Source organism: Burkholderia territorii, from assembly GCF_001718335.1.
Taxonomy (GTDB): domain Bacteria; phylum Pseudomonadota; class Gammaproteobacteria; order Burkholderiales; family Burkholderiaceae; genus Burkholderia; species Burkholderia territorii.
This window is the reverse complement of sequence record NZ_CP013365.1, coordinates 1,310,861-1,327,189: the sequence shown is the minus strand read 5'-3', so window position 1 is coordinate 1,327,189 and position 16,329 is coordinate 1,310,861. Positions and strand designations below refer to the sequence as shown.

The window sequence follows — 16,329 nt, the reverse complement described above, 5'->3', positions numbered from 1 at the left end:
CATGGCCCGATCCTTCACCCGCCGACAGTTCCTGAGCGTTGCCGCCGCCGGCGCGGGCGCGATGCTCGTCGCGCCGCGCATCGTGTTCGCGAACGTCGAAACCGACCGGCGCTTCGTGTTCGTGATCCAGCGCGGCGCGGCCGACGGGCTGAACATCGTCGTCCCGTATGCGGAACCGGCGTATGCGTCGCTGCGCGGCCCGTTGGCGATCGACACCGCGGCGGCGACGCGCGTCGACGGCACGTTCGCGCTGCATCCGTCGCTCGTGCAGACCGCGCGGATGTTTCGGGACAAGCAGGCGCTGTTCGTCCACGCGATCGCGTCGCCGTATCGCGACCGTTCGCATTTCGACGGCCAGAACGTGCTGGAGACGGGCGGGCGCGCGCCGTACCAGGTAAAGGATGGCTGGCTGAACCGGCTCGCCGCGATGTTGCCGCCGACGCGCGAGCGCGCGATCGCGTTCGCGCCGACGGTGCCGCTCGCGTTGCGCGGCAGCGTGCAGGCGGCGTCGTATGCGGCGTCGGGTCTGCCGGCCGCGCCCGACGACCTGCTCGCGCGCGTATCGGCGCTTTACGAGGCCGACGCGCAGCTCGGGCCGCTGTGGCAGTCCGCGATGGCCGCGCGCGGCCTCGCCGGTGACGCGCATGCGCGCCAGGATCCGGCCGGCGTCGGCAAGCTCGCGGCGACGTTTCTCGCGCGCGACGACGGCCCTCGGATCGCGATGATCGAGACGGGCGGCTGGGACACGCACAGCGCGCAGAACGCGCGGCTCGCGAATCAGTTGAAGGCACTGGACACGATGCTCGCCGCATTGCGCGACGGACTCGGGCCCGTGTGGCAGCAGACCACCGTGCTCGTCGCGACCGAGTTCGGCCGCACCGCCGCCGCGAACGGCACGGGCGGCACCGATCACGGGCAGGCGTCGGTTGCGATGCTGGCGGGCGGGGCGGTCGCCGGCGGGCGCGTGATTGCGGACTGGCCGGGGTTGCGGCCGGGCGACCTGTACGAAGGGCGCGACCTGAAGCCGACCGCGTCGCTCGATGCGCTGATCGCGGGCGCGGCCGCCGAAAGCCTGCGGCTCGATCCCGGCCATACCGCGGCCACGCTGTTCGCGGACAGCGGCCCGACGCGCCCGATGACGGGGCTTGTTAGCGGAATCGCGTGACGCGCGGCGGGCGCGCGCTCGCATCCGCCAGCCGATTGCACATGACACAACAGGGAGAATCGATGATGAAAGTCCGATCCGTATCGCTTGCCGTATTGGCGACGATGAGTGCCGCGCTGATGTCCGCATGCGTGGTGGAACCGGCGCGGCCGCCGCAGCCCGCGCCGGTCGTCGAGGTGATGCCGCCGGCGCCCGCGCCGGGCTATCGCTGGGCGAAAGGCCACTACCGCTGGGCCGGCAATCACTGGGCGTGGGTGCCCGGGCATTGGGTGGCCGTGTATTGAAGTCGAAGCGTGCGAACGGCGCGCCGCTCACCAGCCGATCCGATGCTTCTCCTCGGTTTCGCTGTGCCGCCAGTCGTCGTCCGCATGCAGATACTGGCTCGTGGTCGTCAGCGACACGTGCCCGAGGTTGTCGCGCACAAGCCGCAGGTCGACGCGGCCGTCGGCCATGTGCGAGCCGGCGCTGTGGCGCAGCCAGTGCGCGGATGCCTGTTCGAGCACGCGCGCCTGTTCTTGGCCCGCATGTCCTTGCGTGCGCAACCGGTCGGCCGCGACGCGGAATACCTGCTTCACGATCCGGTGCAACGCCGCGCGCGTGAGCGGCTTGCGCGTGCGACCGACCGGCAGCACGAGCGGCGTCGTCTCGCCCTCAGCCGGCAGCGCGGGCAGGCCGTGCGCGCGCCGGTAGCGCGCCAGCTCGGCCATCATCTCGGCGGTGGCCGGCACGAGCCGCTGCCGGCCGCCTTTGCCGGTCACGTCGAGCCACCAGCGATCGCGCCCGTTCGCATCGCGCCGTGAAAAGAACTGCCCCATCGTGGTCTCGGCGGCTTCGGTGATGCGCAGCCCGCCCAGATACAGCAGCGTGAACACCCAGCGCGCGCGATCCGCATGGAACGCGGCGCGCGCGTCGTCGCGCGGCATTGCGGCGATCGCATCCTTGACCGCCTGCCACAGCGGCGGCGCGAGATGGCGCGTGACGCGCGGCGCGGGCCGTCGTTGCCGCTGCCGTGACAGCGCGAGCGGATTGCCGGCCAGATAGCCGGCCTCTACGAGCCACGAGAACATCACGTTGAGGATCACCATCGCCTGCCGCTGGCTGGCCGCCGACAGCGGCCCGTAGAACGGCCGCCAGCGCGGGTCGCCGCGCGGATGCTTGCGGCCCCCGTTCGCGCACCACAGGTCGGCCGGCGCGGGCGCGAGCAGGAATTGGCGGTAGACGACGAGATCCTCGTGCGTGAGCGACGACAGCGGCTTGCCGCACGCGATCACGGCCCACAGCAACAGCCGTTCGGCTTCCTTGCGATAGTTCTGGAACGTGGTGGGCGTATCGACGAAGCGTGCGAGCCACGCGCGCACGGCGTCGAGGTCATGCGTCGCGGCGATCTGCGGATGCGCGCTGGTCGAGCGGTTGGTGCCCGCGCGTCCGTCGAGTGCGGCCGGCACGGTCAGCGTGTCGATCGGCTGCGGCCGCAGCGCGGCGCCGGACGGAACGGGTGAGGTCATGCGAAGAGAGCGCGCGCGAAGCGTACGAGGAAGCGCCGATGGTAATACACGATCGCCACGCGGTGAAGCCGCCATCGGTCGCGATCGTCCGGCCGGTGACGAAGCGCGACGCGGACGAGCGCGGCCGCATTACCCCAGCGACAACACGCTGTTCAGCAACGTCCGAACGAGCGTCGCCTGCCGCGTGACGCCCGTCTTCGAAAAGATCGCGCGCAGATGCGAGCGCGCGGTGTTCTTGCTGATGTCGAGTTCGTCGGCGGCTTCCTCGAGCGTCGCCCCGTTGACGAGCGCGAGCGCCAGCGCGGTCTCGGCCGGCGTGAGGTCGAACAGCTTGCGCACGATGTCGTGCGACGCCTGCGACTTGCGTTCGCCATCGCGGATGAAGATCGCGCACGCGGGCCGGCGCGGATTGTCCTCCGACCATTCGCTGAGCGGGACCGAGCGGATCAGCACGCCGAGCGGCGGCTTGCCGGACGGGCGCGGCACGGCGAGCGCCTGCGCGACCGCCGGCGCGCCGCCCGCGCGTTCTGCGAGCACCTGCCGGATCAGCTTCTGCAGCTTGCGGTCTTCCAGCGGATACGACGCCTCGAGCGCGCCGCCACGCACGCGCAGGCCGTCGCATTCGGCGAAGATCTCGTCCGCGACGGAGTTGGTCTTCATGATCGTGCCGCGCTCGTCGAGAATCGCGGTCGCGACCAGCATGCGGTCGATCGTGCTCGCGTACAGCATGCGCTCGGATTCGACCATCCCGAACTTCGCATGCAGACGCACCGCGCGCTTCAGGTGCGGCAGCAACGCGTTGCAGGCGGCCTTGTCGGTCATGGAGAACGCGCGCCCATGATGCGGGCGGCACACGCGGAACCGGCATTCGGTCCCGTCGGGCGTGCGCAGGTCGGCGCCCATCAGGTGGCCGACGTCGAACGGCTCGAGAAACTCGCGATACATCGCGCTATCGCGCCACACGCCGACGCCGAGCAGCTCGTCGACGGTGACGACGCGATCGCTCGGCAGGTTCACGAACGGGTCGAGCGCGTAATAGTAATTGTTGTACGACGCGACGCCCGGCAGCGGCGCGCCGTGCCCGGACGCATTGATCATCAGGCCCGCGTGACCGCTGGCCGGCCAGCGCAGGATCATCGTCACGTAGTTCGCGTCCAGGTGCACGCGGATCCGTTCGAGCGCGCTGCCCCATGGCACGTCTTCCAGCGGGCCTTCGTAGACGGCCGCGACGAGCGCATCGAACTGCTCGAGCGTCACGCTCGATCGGGCAATGTACGGGGAATGGGCCGGGGGCGCCGTGGTCATCGGGGTTGTCTCCTGTTGCAGCCGCCGGGTCGCGGTGCGCCGGGCATGCTGGTGCGTGCATGCTTCGCGGGCGGCGGTGCGCGGCGGCCTGCACCGGAATACGGTAGCGTGGCGACGCATGCGCGACATACCACGAATGAGGGTGGCGGCACGCCCGATGCAAGCAATTTGTGAACTTCCGCGAAACGCCGTTCGTCTAAACGGCCCACCAATGCTTCTCGAGGAACACCAGATGATTCGCAACGCCCGAATGTTGCTCGGCACGGCCGTGATCGCCGGCAGCACGCTGCTCGCCGGATGCCAGACCGACGCGGCCGTGACGAACGACGCAAGCGCCGCGAACGCCACGAACGCGCGCGCCGATCGCCCGGCCGACGGCCGGCCCGTGACCAGGACCGTTTATGTTGCACCGCAGACGGCACGCTGCACGGGCGTCGCGCCAATGGACTGCCTGCAGGTGCGCGGCAGCCCGGCCGAGCCGTGGAGCCTGTGGTACGCGGGCATCGAGGGCTTTGCGTACCAGCCCGGCTATCAATACGTGCTGGAAGTCGACGAATACCGCGTCGCGCAGCCGCCGGCCGACGGGTCGTCGATCCGCTGGGTGCTCAAGCGTGTCGTCGAGCGCCGTCAGGCGAACTGACGGCACGCGCGCCCGCGGCGCCGCTTACGCGGACGGCCGCGGCGCGACCGGCTTCGGCGGGGCGGTGGTGTCGATCCGCCGGAACACGACGGACGACAGCAGCGTGACCGCGCCCATGCAGACGAACGACAGCACGAAGCCCTTCGCCATCGAGCCCCAATACGCGGCGAACAGGTTCACGAGCCCGCCGCCGATCGACACGCCGAGGCCCATCGCCAGCATCTGCATCATCGTAAACAGGCTGTTGCCGCTGCCGGCGTCGGCGTGCGACAGCCCCTTGAGCGTCACGGCGTTCATCGCGGCGAACTGCATCGAGTTCGCGGCGCCGAACACGATCAACAATGCAATCTCCAGCACCGGCGCGGGCCGTGCCGAAACCAGCGCGAACCCCGCGATCGCGCAGCCGACGATGCCCGTGTTCACGACCAGGAAGGTCGCATAGCCGAAACGTTTGGCGAGCGGCGCGATCCAGCGCTTCGCGATCACGCCGGCGATCGCGGCCGGCAGCATCATCATCCCCGATTGCAGCGGCGTATAACCGAGCTGCACCTGCATCAGCAACGGCAGCATGAACGGCACCGCGCTCGTGCCGATGCGGCAAAGCAGGTTGCCGAGCAGCCCCGAACCGAAGTTCGGCTCGCGGAACAACCCGAGCCGGAACAGCGGCTGCGCGCGGCGCCGCGCATGCGGCAGGTACGTGAGCGCACTCGCCACGCCCAGCACGGCGAGCCCGGCCGCCCAGCCGGTGCGGTGCGCGGGCATCGGCGGATCGATCGCCAGCGACAGCGCGATCATCGCCACCGACAGCAGCGTGCAGCCGACGAAGTCGAACGGCGGCGGCTGCGTCGCCTGATCGTGCGGCAGGAAGCGCTGTACCGCGATGAAGCCCGCGACGCCGACCGGCACATTCACGATGAACACCCAGTGCCAGGAAATCGCTTGCGTGAGCCAGCCGCCTAGCGTCGGCCCGACGATCGGGCCGAGCTGCCCGGCGATCGACACGAAAGCGATCGCCGCGACGTACCGTTCGCCCGGCACGCGGCGCAACACCGCGAGGCGCCCGATCGGCAGCAGCATCGAGCCGCCGATGCCCTGCACGGCGCGCGCGACGACGAGCTGGCCGAGCGTGTGCGACGCCGCGCAGCCGATCGACGCGAGCGAGAACACCAGGATCGCGAGCGAGAACACGCGGCGCGTGCCGAACCGGTCGGCGAGCCAGCCGGACGCCGGCGTGAGCATCGCCATCGTCAGCGTGTAGACGACCACGACCGGCTGCATCGCGAGCGGCGACGCATGCAGGCTTTGCGCGATCGACGGCAGCGCGGTGTTGACGATCGTCGTGTCGAGCGACTGCATGAAGAACGCGGCGGCGACGATCCACAGCAGCGCGGAGTGTGAGGGTTCGCGGGACATGACGAAACGGGAAGTGCGGCGACCGGCGCGGCGGCGACGTGACGGGCGACGCGCGCCGGCGCACGGCCGGTCTACAAGCGCTCGATGGTACCGGTTCCTGCGGCCATCGGGAAGTTGCCCGTGAGCATTCGTCGTCATCGGAATGGCCGATGGCGGCGCGGGATGCCCGATCCCGTCCGGCTTATTGCCGAGGCCACCCGTTCCGGTCGCATCCGGCCGGGTTCCCGCTGATCGTATCGCGCGGCATGCGCGCCGCGCGTGACCGCATCACGCCGCGCGTTTCTGCGAAATCACCAGCAGCGCGCCGTTCCTGTCCTCCAGCACCGCGCGGTATTCGTGCGGCCCGGCCTGCACAGGCACGCGCACCGACGCGCCTGCCTTCACGACCCGCGCCATCGCCGCGTAAAGGTCGTCGTCCTCGTCCACGCGCAGCGTGAGGGCCGCGCGTTCGACGATCTGCTCGTCGCCGGCCACCAGCGCGATCGTCAGCGGGCCGCCGTCGAGCGCGCAATAGCGATCGCCGTCGCGGAACTTCACGTTCAGGCCCAGCCCGTCGACGAACAGCGGCAAGGCCGTGTCGATGTCATCGACCGGGTACAGCAGCATCGATACCTTCATTCGCTCTCTCCCTTGTCGTGATGTGTACGGCACGTATCGCGCCGTCGTCCGATGCTAGCGCGCGGTGCCGGCCGCCACGCAGTCTGTTCGGATGACGGTGAAACCCCTCTGTCCCCGCGCGCACGCCGTTACTCCAAACAGACGATGCCCGGGCACGCCCGCGCGCCGACACTCCCATCCGTGGACCGTCGCTATTCGTCCGTATCGTGCGGGCGGCTGCACGACCCCGACTCGTCCAACACACATGGAGACGCACGCAATGAAGTTTTCCCTCATCTACGAAGCCCAGACCACCGACGCATCGCGCGAGGGCGACCACCGGGTGTTCAAGGAGACGGTCGAGCAGGCGCTGCTGGCCGAGCAGGTCGGCTTCGACACGATCTGGTGCGTGGAGCACACGTCGCTGACCAACTATGCGCACATGAGCGCGCCGGAAACCTTCCTTGCGTACCTGGCCGGCCGTACGACGCGCATCGGCCTCGGTCACGGCGTCGTGTGCCTGCCGCCGGCGATGAACCATCCGATCAAGGTCGCCGAGCGCGTCGCGCTGCTCGACATCCTGTCGGGCGGCCGCGTGCATTTCGGCGTTGGCAAGGGCGGCAGCCAGCAGGAAGCGGGCGCGTTCGGCTACGACCTCAACGAACTGCAGCCGATGATCGACGAGTCGATGTACCTGGTGCCGAAGATGTTCGTGCAGGACGAAATCGAGCACGACGGCAAGTACATCAAGATCCCGAAGCGTCCGATCCACCCGAAGCCGTTCCAGGATCCGCATCCGCCGATGTACCTCGCCTGCACGAACACCGATGCGCTGCTGCGCGCCGGCCAGCGCGGGATGGGCGCGCTGGTGCTCGGCTTCGGCGGCCCGGACGAAGTCGCGAAGAAGAACGCGATCTACCGCGACGCATGGGCGAACCGCAAGCCGGAAGACCAGGTGGGCTTCCGCCCGACCCAGCACCTCGCGGCGCTGTGCCCGACGGTCGTGATGGCCGACGGCCAGAAGGCCCGCAAGATCGGCATCCGCGGCCAGCGCTACTTCATGGAATCGCTCGCGTACTGGTACACGGGCGGCGAGCGTCCGGACCCGGCGAAGTGGGGCGACGACCTCGTGCAGGCCGACACCGGCGAAATGGTGATCCGTTCGCGCTTCGCGTCGGAGGAAGTCGTCGTGAACTTCGCCGATCCGGCGCTCGCGATGATGAACCCGAACCATGCGTACGGCACGGTGGACGACTGCATCGGCTACGTGGGCCGGCTGCAGGAAGCGGGCGTCGACGAAGTGCTGTTCCTCTGCCAGATGGGCACGGTGCCGCACGACGCGCAGATGGAAACGATCCGCAACATCGGCGAGCACGTGATCCCGTTCTTCAACAAGGAGAAGGCGCGCGCCTGCGCATAAGGGCGGGCGGGCCGGGCCGCGCCCGTCGTCCCTTCGGACGATGCGGCGCGCCCGCGCGAGCCCGACCATCGCCGGCAGGAGCCCTCGCTCGCGGCGCCGGCCGCGACGAACCACTTGGAGAGAGACCGGGGTGAGCGCCGCCGCGCGCGCCCCGTATCACAGGAGACATTCGTGCACCGCGACAACGATTCGAACGCACTGGCCGCCACCCTGATCGCCCGGGCCGAGGCGCTGGCGCCGACCCTTGCCGGCCGCGCCGCGCAGGCGGAAGCGCAGGGCCGCATCCCGGCCGAGACGATCGCCGACATGCAGGCCGCCGGCTTCTTCAAGGTGCTGCAGCCGAAGCGCTACGGCGGCTACGAGCTCGATCCGCAGACGTTCTTCGACATCCAGATGGCGCTCGCGCGCGGCTGCATGTCGACGGCGTGGGTGTACGGCGTGGTCGGCGTGCACAACTGGCAGCTCGCGCTGTTCGACGAACGCGCGCAGCAGGACGTATGGGGCAAGGACCCCGCGACGCTGATCGCGTCGACCTACATGCCGGTCGGCCGCGTGACGCCGGTCGAAGGCGGCTTCCGGCTGTCCGGCCACTGGAAGTTCTCGAGCGGCAGCGAATTGTGCGACTGGGTGTTCCTCGGCGCGCTGGTGCCGCCGGCCGAGGCCAGCCAGCCGCCGGAATACCGAACCTTCCTGCTGCCGAAATCCGACTACCGGATCCAGCAGGACTGGGACGTGCTCGGCCTGCGCGCGACCGGCAGCCACGACATCGTCGTCGACGACGCGTTCGTGCCCGCGTACCGCACGCACAAGGCGCTCGACGGGATGATGGGCACGAGCCCCGGCCTGGCCGTCAACGACGCGCCGCTGTTCAAGCTGCCGTTCGCGCAGATCTTCGTGCGCGCGGTGTGCACGTCGTGCATCGGCGCGTTGCAGGGCGCGCTCGACGATTTCACCGGCTATGCGGCCACGCGCGTGTCGGCCAACAGCGGTGCGAAGACGACCGACGATCCGGGCGCGCAGAACGCGTGTGCGAACGCGGCCGTCGCGATCGACGAGATGAAGGTGCTGCTCAAGCGCAATTTCGCGGAGCTGATGGCGTCGGTGACGGGCGGGCCGGCCGTGTCGATCGAGCGCCGCGTGCATTTCCGCTACCAGTCCGCGCAGGTCGCCGAGCGCTGCGCGCAGGCCGCGAACGCGCTGCTGCGCTATGCGGGCGGCAACGGCATCTATCACCGCAATCCGCTGGTGCGCCGCTTTCTCGACCTGCATGCGGCCCGCGCGCACTACGCGAACAACGTGGATCGCTTCGGCCAGAACCTCGGCGCCGTGATGCTCGGCCGCGAGAACACCGACTATTTCATCTGACGAGGCCGCGATGAACGACACGCAAGCGCAGCAATACGTGTTCGACGTCGTGGTCGTCGGCTCGGGCGCGGGCGCGCTGCTCGCGGCATGCCGCGCGGCCGACCGCGGACTGTCCGTCGTCGTGATCGAGAAGACGGCGCTGTACGGCGGCACGTCGGCGGTCTCGGGCGGCGGCATCTGGATACCGTGCAATCACCATATCGCGGAGCTCGGCGCGACCGATACGCGCGAGGCCGCGCGTCGCTATCTCGACGCGTGCACGGCCGGCGCATCGTCGCGCGAGCGGCTCGACGCGTATCTCGACCAGGCGCCCCAGATGTTGCGTTACCTCGAAACGAAAACGCCGGTGCGCTACCAGGCGCTGCCGAAGTACGCGGACTATTTCCAGAAGCTGCCGGGCGCGATGCCGGGCTATCGGGCGCTCGATCCGTTGCCGTTCGACGGTGCGCTGCTCGGCGACGAGCTCGACCGGCTGCGTCCGCCGTCGCCCGGCACGTTGATCGGCGGCCGCGTGGCCGTGACGTCGAAGGAGGCGCACACGCTGTTTTCGCGCGGGCCGGGCTTCATGAAGCTCGCGATCGCGCAGTTCGGCCGCTACTGGCTCGATGTCGGCGTGCGGCGCCGAACGCGGCGCGACCGGCGCCTGACGCTCGGCAATGCGTTGATCGGCGGGCTGCGCCGTGCACTGCTCGAGCGCAACGTGCCCGTCTGGCTCGACACGCCGATGCGCGATCTGCTCGACGTGGACGGCCACGTGACGGGTGTGCGCGCGCAGCGCTTCGGGCAGCCGGTGACGATCACCGCGCGGCGCGGCGTGATCCTCGGCGCGGGCGGTTTCGAGCGCAACCAGCCGATGCGCGAACGCTACCTGCCGCACCCGACGCAGATGCAATGGAGCGCGACGCCGCCGGCCAATACCGGCGACGCGATTGCCGAAGGCCATCGGCTCGGCGGCGCGCTCGCGTTGATGGAACACGTCTGGGGCGCGCCGACGGTCAGCGTCGCGGGCGAGGAGAAGCAGCGAGCGCTGTTCGTCGAGCGCAACCTGCCGGGCTGCGTGATCGTCAACGGTCTCGGCCGGCGTTTCGTCAACGAAGCCGCGCCGTATTCGGAATTCGTGCCGGCGATGTACCGCGACCATGCGCGCACCGGCGCGTGCGTGCCGGCGTGGATGGTGTTCGACGCGCGTTTTCGCCGCAAGTATCCGTGCGGACCGATCATGCCGGCGTCGATGATGCCCGACTCGCGCATTCCCGATGCATTCCGCGACGTGCTCGTGAAGGCCGACACGATCGATGCGCTCGCCGCACGGATCGGCGTCGATGCGGCCGGGCTGCACGACACGCTGCGCGACATCGCGCGTTACGCGGCAACCGGCATCGACGAAGCGTTCGGCAAGGGCGACAACCTGTTCGACACGTACTACGGCGATCCGACGAACCAGCCGAACCCGTGCCTCGGGCCGGTCGACGAGGCGCCATTCTATGCAGTGCGAATCGATGCGGGTGATATCGGCACGAAGGGTGGGCTCGTCACCGACGCGCACGCGCGCGTGCTGCGCGCCGACGGCGCGCCGATCGACGGCTTGTATGCGATCGGCAACACCAGTGCATCGGTGATGGGAACGAGCTACCCCGGCGCGGGCTCGACGCTCGGTCCGGCGATGACCTTCGGGTTCATCGCAGCCGATCACCTGGCCGCGCAGGCGGCCGACGCCGGAGGCCAGTCCAACCAGCCCTCCACGACCCAACTTGACGGAGTCCAATCATGAGCGATCTCACTACCCATCCGCTGCGCACCGACATGTTGCTCGCGATGCGCCGTCTCGCGCGCTCCGTCACGGTGATCAGCAGCGCGCACGACGGCCGGCGCTACTCGATGTCCGCGACGGCGGTCGATTCGCTGTCGACCGATCCGCCGTCGCTGCTGATCTGCATCAACCGCAATGCGTCGCTGTATCCGCCGCTCGATGCGGGCGCGCCGTTCTGCGTGAATGTGCTGTCCGCACGCCACGAAGGCATCGCGATCGACTGCAGCGGCCGCCTGAAGGGCGAGGCGCGCTTCACGACCGGCGAGTGGCGCACGTCGCCGCTCGGCGTCCCGTATCTGCACGATTCGCAGGCGAGCCTCGTGTGCGAGCAGGACGGTCGTTTCGAATACGGCACGCATACGGTGTTCATCGGGCGAATCCGCGAAGTGCTGATGAGCGGCGACGTCGATCCGCTCGTTTATCTCGACGGTGCGTACACGACGCCCGGCGCGCCCGCGAACCGTGCGGCCGCGTGACGGCGGCGCGCGTTTCATCGCATCGGAAAGGAACGACTCATGACACGCAGACTGAACCGCCATATCTGGAACGGTGCGGACACAACTATTTTTCAAGAGCTCGTGCAGTTGATCGGTGCTGCTGCAACGCAGGTGCTGAACGCGTTCGCATGCATCGCGCCGGCGCTCGCGTCGAACCTGGCGCGGAGCCGTGCGCCCGGTACGCCATGAGGAGCCGGCGATGAGCGATTCCCGTTTTCACCGGCTGACCGTCGCCGACGTCATCGCCGAAAGCGACGATGCATGCTCGTTCGTGTTCGACGTGCCCACGGCATTGCGCGATGCGTTCGCGTATCGGCCGGGCCAGTTCCTGACGCTGAACGTGCCGTGCGCCGGCGCGAGCGTCGCGCGCTGTTACTCGCTGTCGAGCGCGCCGGGTATCGACGCGGCACCGAAGATCACCGTCAAGCGCGTGCGCGACGGCCGCGCGTCGAACTGGCTGTGCGACCGCATCCGCGCGGGCGATGCGCTCGACGTGCTGCCGCCGGCCGGCGTCTTCACGCCGCGCACGCTCGACGACGACCTGCTGCTGTTCGCGGGCGGCAGCGGCATCACGCCGGTGCTGTCGATCCTGAAGTCGGCGCTCGTGCACGGCCGCGGGATGCTGACGCTGATCTATGCGAATCGCGACGAGCGCTCGGTGATCTTCCGCGACGAACTGCGGCAGCTCGCGCAGCGCCATCCGGGCCGCCTGCGCGTGATCCATTGGCTCGACAGCGTGCAGGGCGTGCCGCACCAGCGGCATCTCGAGGAACTCGCGCGGCCGTTCAGCCAGCAGGAAACGTTCATTTGCGGGCCGGCGATGTTCATGGAGAACGCGCTCGCCGCGATGCTCGGCCTCGGGCTGCCGCGTGCGTGCGTACACGTCGAGCGCTTTGCGTCGCTGCCCGATGCGCGGGTGCGGGCCGATCCGGCTGCATCGTCCGCGACGGCGCCCGCCACGGCCGCCGACGATGGCGCGGCGATCGAGACGGTGCTCGACGGCGAGACCTTCGCATTTGCCGGCGCGCCCGGCGAAACGCTGCTCGATGCGATGCTGCGCGCGGGCCTGCCGGCACCGAATTCCTGCCGGATGGGGCAGTGCGGCGCGTGCATGTGCCGTATCGAGCGCGGGCAGGTGGCGCTCGACGGCAACCACGTGCTCGACGACGACGAGATCGCGTCCGGCTGGACGCTCGCCTGCTGCGCGCGGCCCGCGAGCGACGCGCTGCGCGTGGTGTTTCCCGATTGAGCCGCGACGCGCGTGCGGCGCGCGCGGCAACCCTGTTGCGATGCCTATGACGATGGACAACGAAATCCTCACCACGCCCGCGCTGATCGCGCGGGCTGCCGCGCGCCACGGCGCGCATCCGGCGATCGAGTCGGAGCACGGCCGACTGACCTATGCGGAACTCGACGCGGCGCGTCTCGAGGCGGCCCGCGCGCTGCTCGCGAGCGGCATCGATGCCGGCGACCGGATCGCCGTATGGGCGCCGAACCTGCCGCAATGGATCGTCGCGGCGCTGGCGATCCACACCGTCGGCGCGATCCTCGTACCGGTCAACACGCGGATGAAGGGCATGGAAGTGGGCGGCATCCTGCACGACAGCGGGGCACGGCTGCTGTTCTGCTGCGGCACCTTCCTCGGCGAATCCTATCCGGCGATGCTCGCGCCGCACCGGCCCGCGACGCTCGAACGCGTCGTCGTGTTCGACGGCGAACCGCCGTCCGGTGCATGCGACGGAACGTGGAACGCGTTCCTCGCGCGCGGTGCGGCGGTGCCGCTCGCCGCCGTGCGCGAGCGTGAGGCGCAGGTGACACCGGATACCGTGATGGACCTGATGTTCACGTCCGGCACGACCGGCCGCCCGAAGGGCGTGATGACCGCGCACGGACAGAACCTGAAGGCCGCACAGGCGTGGGCCGCGATCGCCGGCGTGCGCCGGGACGACCGCTATCTGATCGTCAATCCGTTTTTCCATACGTTCGGTTACAAGGCGGGGTGGCTCGCCGCATTGTCGAGCGGCGCGACCGTGCTGCCGCATCTCGTGTTCCAGCCCGCCGACGTCCTGCGGCGCATCGCCGCCGAACGCGTGTCGGTGCTGCCCGGGCCGCCGACGCTGTACTACGCGCTTCTCGATGCGCCCGAACGCGCGACGCACGACCTGTCTTCGCTGCGAATCGCGGTGACGGGCGCGGCCGCGATCGCGCCGAGCCTGATCGAGCGGATGCGCGCGGAGCTCGGCTTCGAGACCGTGCTGACCGGCTACGGGCTGACCGAATCGTGCGGGTTCGCGACGCTGTGCCGTCATGGCGACGACGCGCAGACGGTCGCGTGCACGTCGGGCAGGCCGATGCCGGGCGTCGAGCTGCGCATCGCGGGGCGGGACGGTGCCGCGCTCGGGTCGGAGGAAACCGGCGAGATCTGGGTGCGCGGCTACAACGTGATGCGCGGCTACTTCAACCAGCCGGAAGCGACGCGCGAGGCCGTCGACGCCGACGGGTGGCTGCATACCGGCGACCTTGGCTGCGTCGACGCGAACGGCAACCTGAAGATCACCGACCGGATCAAGGACATGTTCATCGTCGGCGGCTTCAACTGCTATCCGGCCGAGATCGAGCGGCTGCTGGCCGCGCACCCGGCGATCGCACAGGTCGCGCTGGTCGGCGTGCCGGACAAGCGGCTCGGCGAAGTCGGGCATGCGTACGTCGTGCTGCGTCCCGGCGCGCACACCGACGCCGACGCGCTGAACGACTGGGCACGCGGCAACATGGCGAACTACAAGGTGCCGCGGCATTTCACGTTCGTCGACCAACTGCCGACGAGCGCGGCCGGCAAGGTGCTGAAGTACCGGCTGCGCGTGGGCGCCGAGGCGGCGGCCTGAGCGCCGGCGCGCGATCCGTGACCAACGGGATGAACGCACGAACGACAACGGATTTCCACCGGGGGCGGTGCTCGTGTTCGGCGGCAGCGGCAGGATCGGGCAGAGCGTTGCGCTCGAATTCGCACGCGCCGGCGTGCCGGTCGCGCTCGGTTATCGCAGCAAGGCCGACGTCGCTGAGCGTGTCGCGCGCGACCTGCGCGACACAGGCGTCGCTGCCACCGCGCATCGCGCGGACGTGACCGATCCCGCGCAGATCGACACGCACAGCCGCGTGCACACGAACACGTCCGTTGCTCTTGGCGCCCGATTCGTCGAATCTGGCACACCGCCGGCGAACGGGATCGTCGGCCCACATTCCATGCTTCGACGCGCGTGAGCGCCCATCTCGCCGCCGACTCGTTGCGCACGCATCGTCCTCGGTAATCACCCTGACCCGCATCGCGGGATGACGTCTCTCTGGCCACGCATGGCCCGGGCGGGGTCACGTCGATGAAACATTTTTCCCGGACGTGTGGTGCCACACGCGCTTGCCGGTCGTTGCGGCTTCGTGGATGCCGACGGCCGCGCACGCTTGGCCGGCGCGCGTCGCAACGCCCGATGCGTAGCTTCCCTGCATCGGCCACGGCGCTCCCGCGCCGTAAACAGATGCGTTCCTGAAACATTTCCGTCGATTCCCTCCCGCATAACCCCGGGCGTCCGGCCGAGACGCTTGCCCGGCGCCGGTCCGCGCCGCATGGCACATGCCTTGCGGTTAGGCCGGTGCCGCTCGACACAACCGCGATCGATATCAACGACGAATCGCGAGAGCGGCATGCAACGACATCGAAATATCGGGGATCGGATCGAGCCGCGCAATGGTCGCCGGTCGTGTCGAACGCGCGAGGCGTCGTTTCGAAGACACGAACGGACACCGCACGTGCGATCCGTCAAACAGCAAGCTTGCTTGCGAGATGTCGTGTCGGGGGCCCGCTGCGCGTGGCGGCATGCGCTGCACGCGGCGGGTCGGCGCACCCGGCACATGTCGGGGGAGACGCCCGTGAAAATGACTGTGAACCAATGGGCAGCGCTGGCGATCGTGTTCGCGGCCGGCGCGCACGCGCAGGAAATCTACCTGCAGGGCGGTACGCAAGGCGTCGGCATCGGCGCGGCCGTGAGCTTCAACTCCGTGCTGGGCGCACACACGGATTTCAATGCGATCAATCTGACGCACGACTTCACCGTGGCCGGCAATCGCTATCAGGACGACATCAAGCTGCGCCAGGGCGGCCTGTATGCCGATATCTTTCCGTGGCGCGGCAGCGGCTTTCGTGCAACGATCGGGTTGCGCTTCAACGACGACGAAATCCGCGGCGTGTCGGTGCCCACCAACGGCACCTACGTGTTCGGCGGCAAGCGATATCCGGCGCTGCCCGGGATGTACGCGGTCGCGGAGGCGCGCTATCCGGCCGTGATGCCGTACGTCGGGATCGGCTACGGGCACCGGCCGGCATCGAAAGGGCTCGGCTTCGTCGCCGATCTTGGCGTCGCATACGGGATCCCGCGCTGCTCGTACACGCTGTCGCCGGCGCTCGCCGCCGCAGCCGGACCGCAGAAGAGCCAGGTTCTGGCCTCCAGCGGCCTCGACGAACTGAACCGGGTAATGTCGCGGTATCGGTGGTATCCGGTCCTGCAGATCGGGATCTCGTACCGGTTCTGAGCGGCACGCCCATCACGGCACGGCCATGCGACGC

The 16,329-nt window shown here is 69.4% G+C and carries 16 protein-coding genes; 12 read left to right on the top strand and 4 right to left on the bottom strand.

All coding sequences use genetic code 11. The features are described from left to right. Window position 1: 1 nt before the first annotated feature. Together WS51_RS05900 and WS51_RS05895 are read left to right on the top strand one after the other, a co-directional pair. The gene (locus tag WS51_RS05900; RefSeq protein WP_059792653.1) at window positions 2-1,165 is read left to right on the top strand and encodes a DUF1501 domain-containing protein; all 1,164 of its coding nucleotides are present in this window, start codon (window positions 2-4) and stop codon (window positions 1,163-1,165) included. Window positions 1,166-1,230: 65 nt separating this feature from the next. Next, complete coding sequence (locus tag WS51_RS05895; RefSeq protein ID WP_059507738.1) at window positions 1,231-1,449, top strand: YXWGXW repeat-containing protein; 219 nt, start codon at window positions 1,231-1,233, stop codon at window positions 1,447-1,449. A gap of 27 nt (window positions 1,450-1,476) precedes the next feature. On the opposite strand, the gene WS51_RS05890 is transcribed toward WS51_RS05895, so the two are convergent. Both WS51_RS05890 and WS51_RS05885 read right to left on the bottom strand, forming a co-directional pair. Next, window positions 1,477-2,670: a tyrosine-type recombinase/integrase gene (locus tag WS51_RS05890; protein WP_069228773.1), complete on the bottom strand. Its 1,194-nt coding sequence runs from the start codon at window positions 2,668-2,670 to the stop codon at window positions 1,477-1,479. Window positions 2,671-2,799: 129 nt separating this feature from the next. Further along, entirely contained in the window at window positions 2,800-3,975 is a 1,176-nt protein-coding gene (locus WS51_RS05885; protein ID WP_069228772.1) for a helix-turn-helix transcriptional regulator, read from the bottom strand. Window positions 3,976-4,207: 232 nt separating this feature from the next. On the opposite strand from WS51_RS05885, the gene WS51_RS05880 reads away from it, so the two are divergent. After that, on the top strand, window positions 4,208-4,615 hold the full coding sequence (locus tag WS51_RS05880) for a DUF4377 domain-containing protein (RefSeq protein ID WP_069229137.1): 408 nt from the start codon (window positions 4,208-4,210) through the stop codon (window positions 4,613-4,615). Between the two features lie 24 nt (window positions 4,616-4,639). Here WS51_RS05880 and WS51_RS05875 read toward each other — a convergent pair whose 3' ends face one another. Both WS51_RS05875 and WS51_RS05870 read right to left on the bottom strand, forming a co-directional pair. Beyond that, on the bottom strand, window positions 4,640-6,028 hold the full coding sequence (locus WS51_RS05875; RefSeq protein ID WP_069228771.1) for a DHA2 family efflux MFS transporter permease subunit: 1,389 nt from the start codon (window positions 6,026-6,028) through the stop codon (window positions 4,640-4,642). Between the two features lie 267 nt (window positions 6,029-6,295). Beyond that, on the bottom strand, window positions 6,296-6,646 hold the full coding sequence (locus tag WS51_RS05870; protein WP_057925050.1) for a VOC family protein: 351 nt from the start codon (window positions 6,644-6,646) through the stop codon (window positions 6,296-6,298). Between the two features lie 259 nt (window positions 6,647-6,905). Here WS51_RS05870 and WS51_RS05865 point away from each other — a divergent pair, with 259 nt between their 5' ends. The 9 genes from WS51_RS05865 (at window position 6,906) to WS51_RS05830 (ending at window position 16,295) form a co-directional block, all read left to right on the top strand. Then, entirely contained in the window at window positions 6,906-8,045 is a 1,140-nt protein-coding gene (locus WS51_RS05865; protein ID WP_059507736.1) for an LLM class flavin-dependent oxidoreductase, read from the top strand. A gap of 171 nt (window positions 8,046-8,216) precedes the next feature. After that, complete coding sequence (locus tag WS51_RS05860) at window positions 8,217-9,410, top strand: acyl-CoA dehydrogenase family protein (protein ID WP_069228770.1); 1,194 nt, start codon at window positions 8,217-8,219, stop codon at window positions 9,408-9,410. Window positions 9,411-9,420: 10 nt separating this feature from the next. Then, complete coding sequence (locus WS51_RS05855) at window positions 9,421-11,181, top strand: FAD-dependent oxidoreductase (RefSeq protein ID WP_069228769.1); 1,761 nt, start codon at window positions 9,421-9,423, stop codon at window positions 11,179-11,181. Then, window positions 11,178-11,696 carry a flavin reductase family protein gene (locus WS51_RS05850; RefSeq protein WP_059451250.1) on the top strand — a complete coding sequence of 173 codons (519 nt, stop codon included), beginning with the start codon at window positions 11,178-11,180 and terminating at the stop codon, window positions 11,694-11,696. Before WS51_RS05855 ends, WS51_RS05850 begins: the two co-directional genes overlap by 4 nt. 39 nt (window positions 11,697-11,735) lie before the next feature. Further along, the gene (locus WS51_RS31940) at window positions 11,736-11,906 is read left to right on the top strand and encodes a hypothetical protein (RefSeq protein WP_155640021.1); all 171 of its coding nucleotides are present in this window, start codon (window positions 11,736-11,738) and stop codon (window positions 11,904-11,906) included. A 10-nt stretch (window positions 11,907-11,916) separates the two neighbouring features. Beyond that, entirely contained in the window at window positions 11,917-12,966 is a 1,050-nt protein-coding gene (locus tag WS51_RS05845; protein WP_069229136.1) for a ferredoxin--NADP reductase, read from the top strand. 46 nt (window positions 12,967-13,012) lie between these two features. Continuing rightward, window positions 13,013-14,599: a FadD3 family acyl-CoA ligase gene (locus WS51_RS05840; RefSeq protein WP_069228768.1), complete on the top strand. Its 1,587-nt coding sequence runs from the start codon at window positions 13,013-13,015 to the stop codon at window positions 14,597-14,599. A 67-nt stretch (window positions 14,600-14,666) separates the two neighbouring features. Continuing rightward, window positions 14,667-14,975, top strand: a complete 309-nt coding sequence (locus WS51_RS32805; RefSeq protein WP_069228767.1) for an SDR family NAD(P)-dependent oxidoreductase — start codon at window positions 14,667-14,669, stop codon at window positions 14,973-14,975. Window positions 14,976-15,617: 642 nt separating this feature from the next. Continuing rightward, window positions 15,618-16,295: a hypothetical protein gene (locus WS51_RS05830; RefSeq protein ID WP_081333524.1), complete on the top strand. Its 678-nt coding sequence runs from the start codon at window positions 15,618-15,620 to the stop codon at window positions 16,293-16,295. Window positions 16,296-16,329 lie beyond the last annotated feature (34 nt).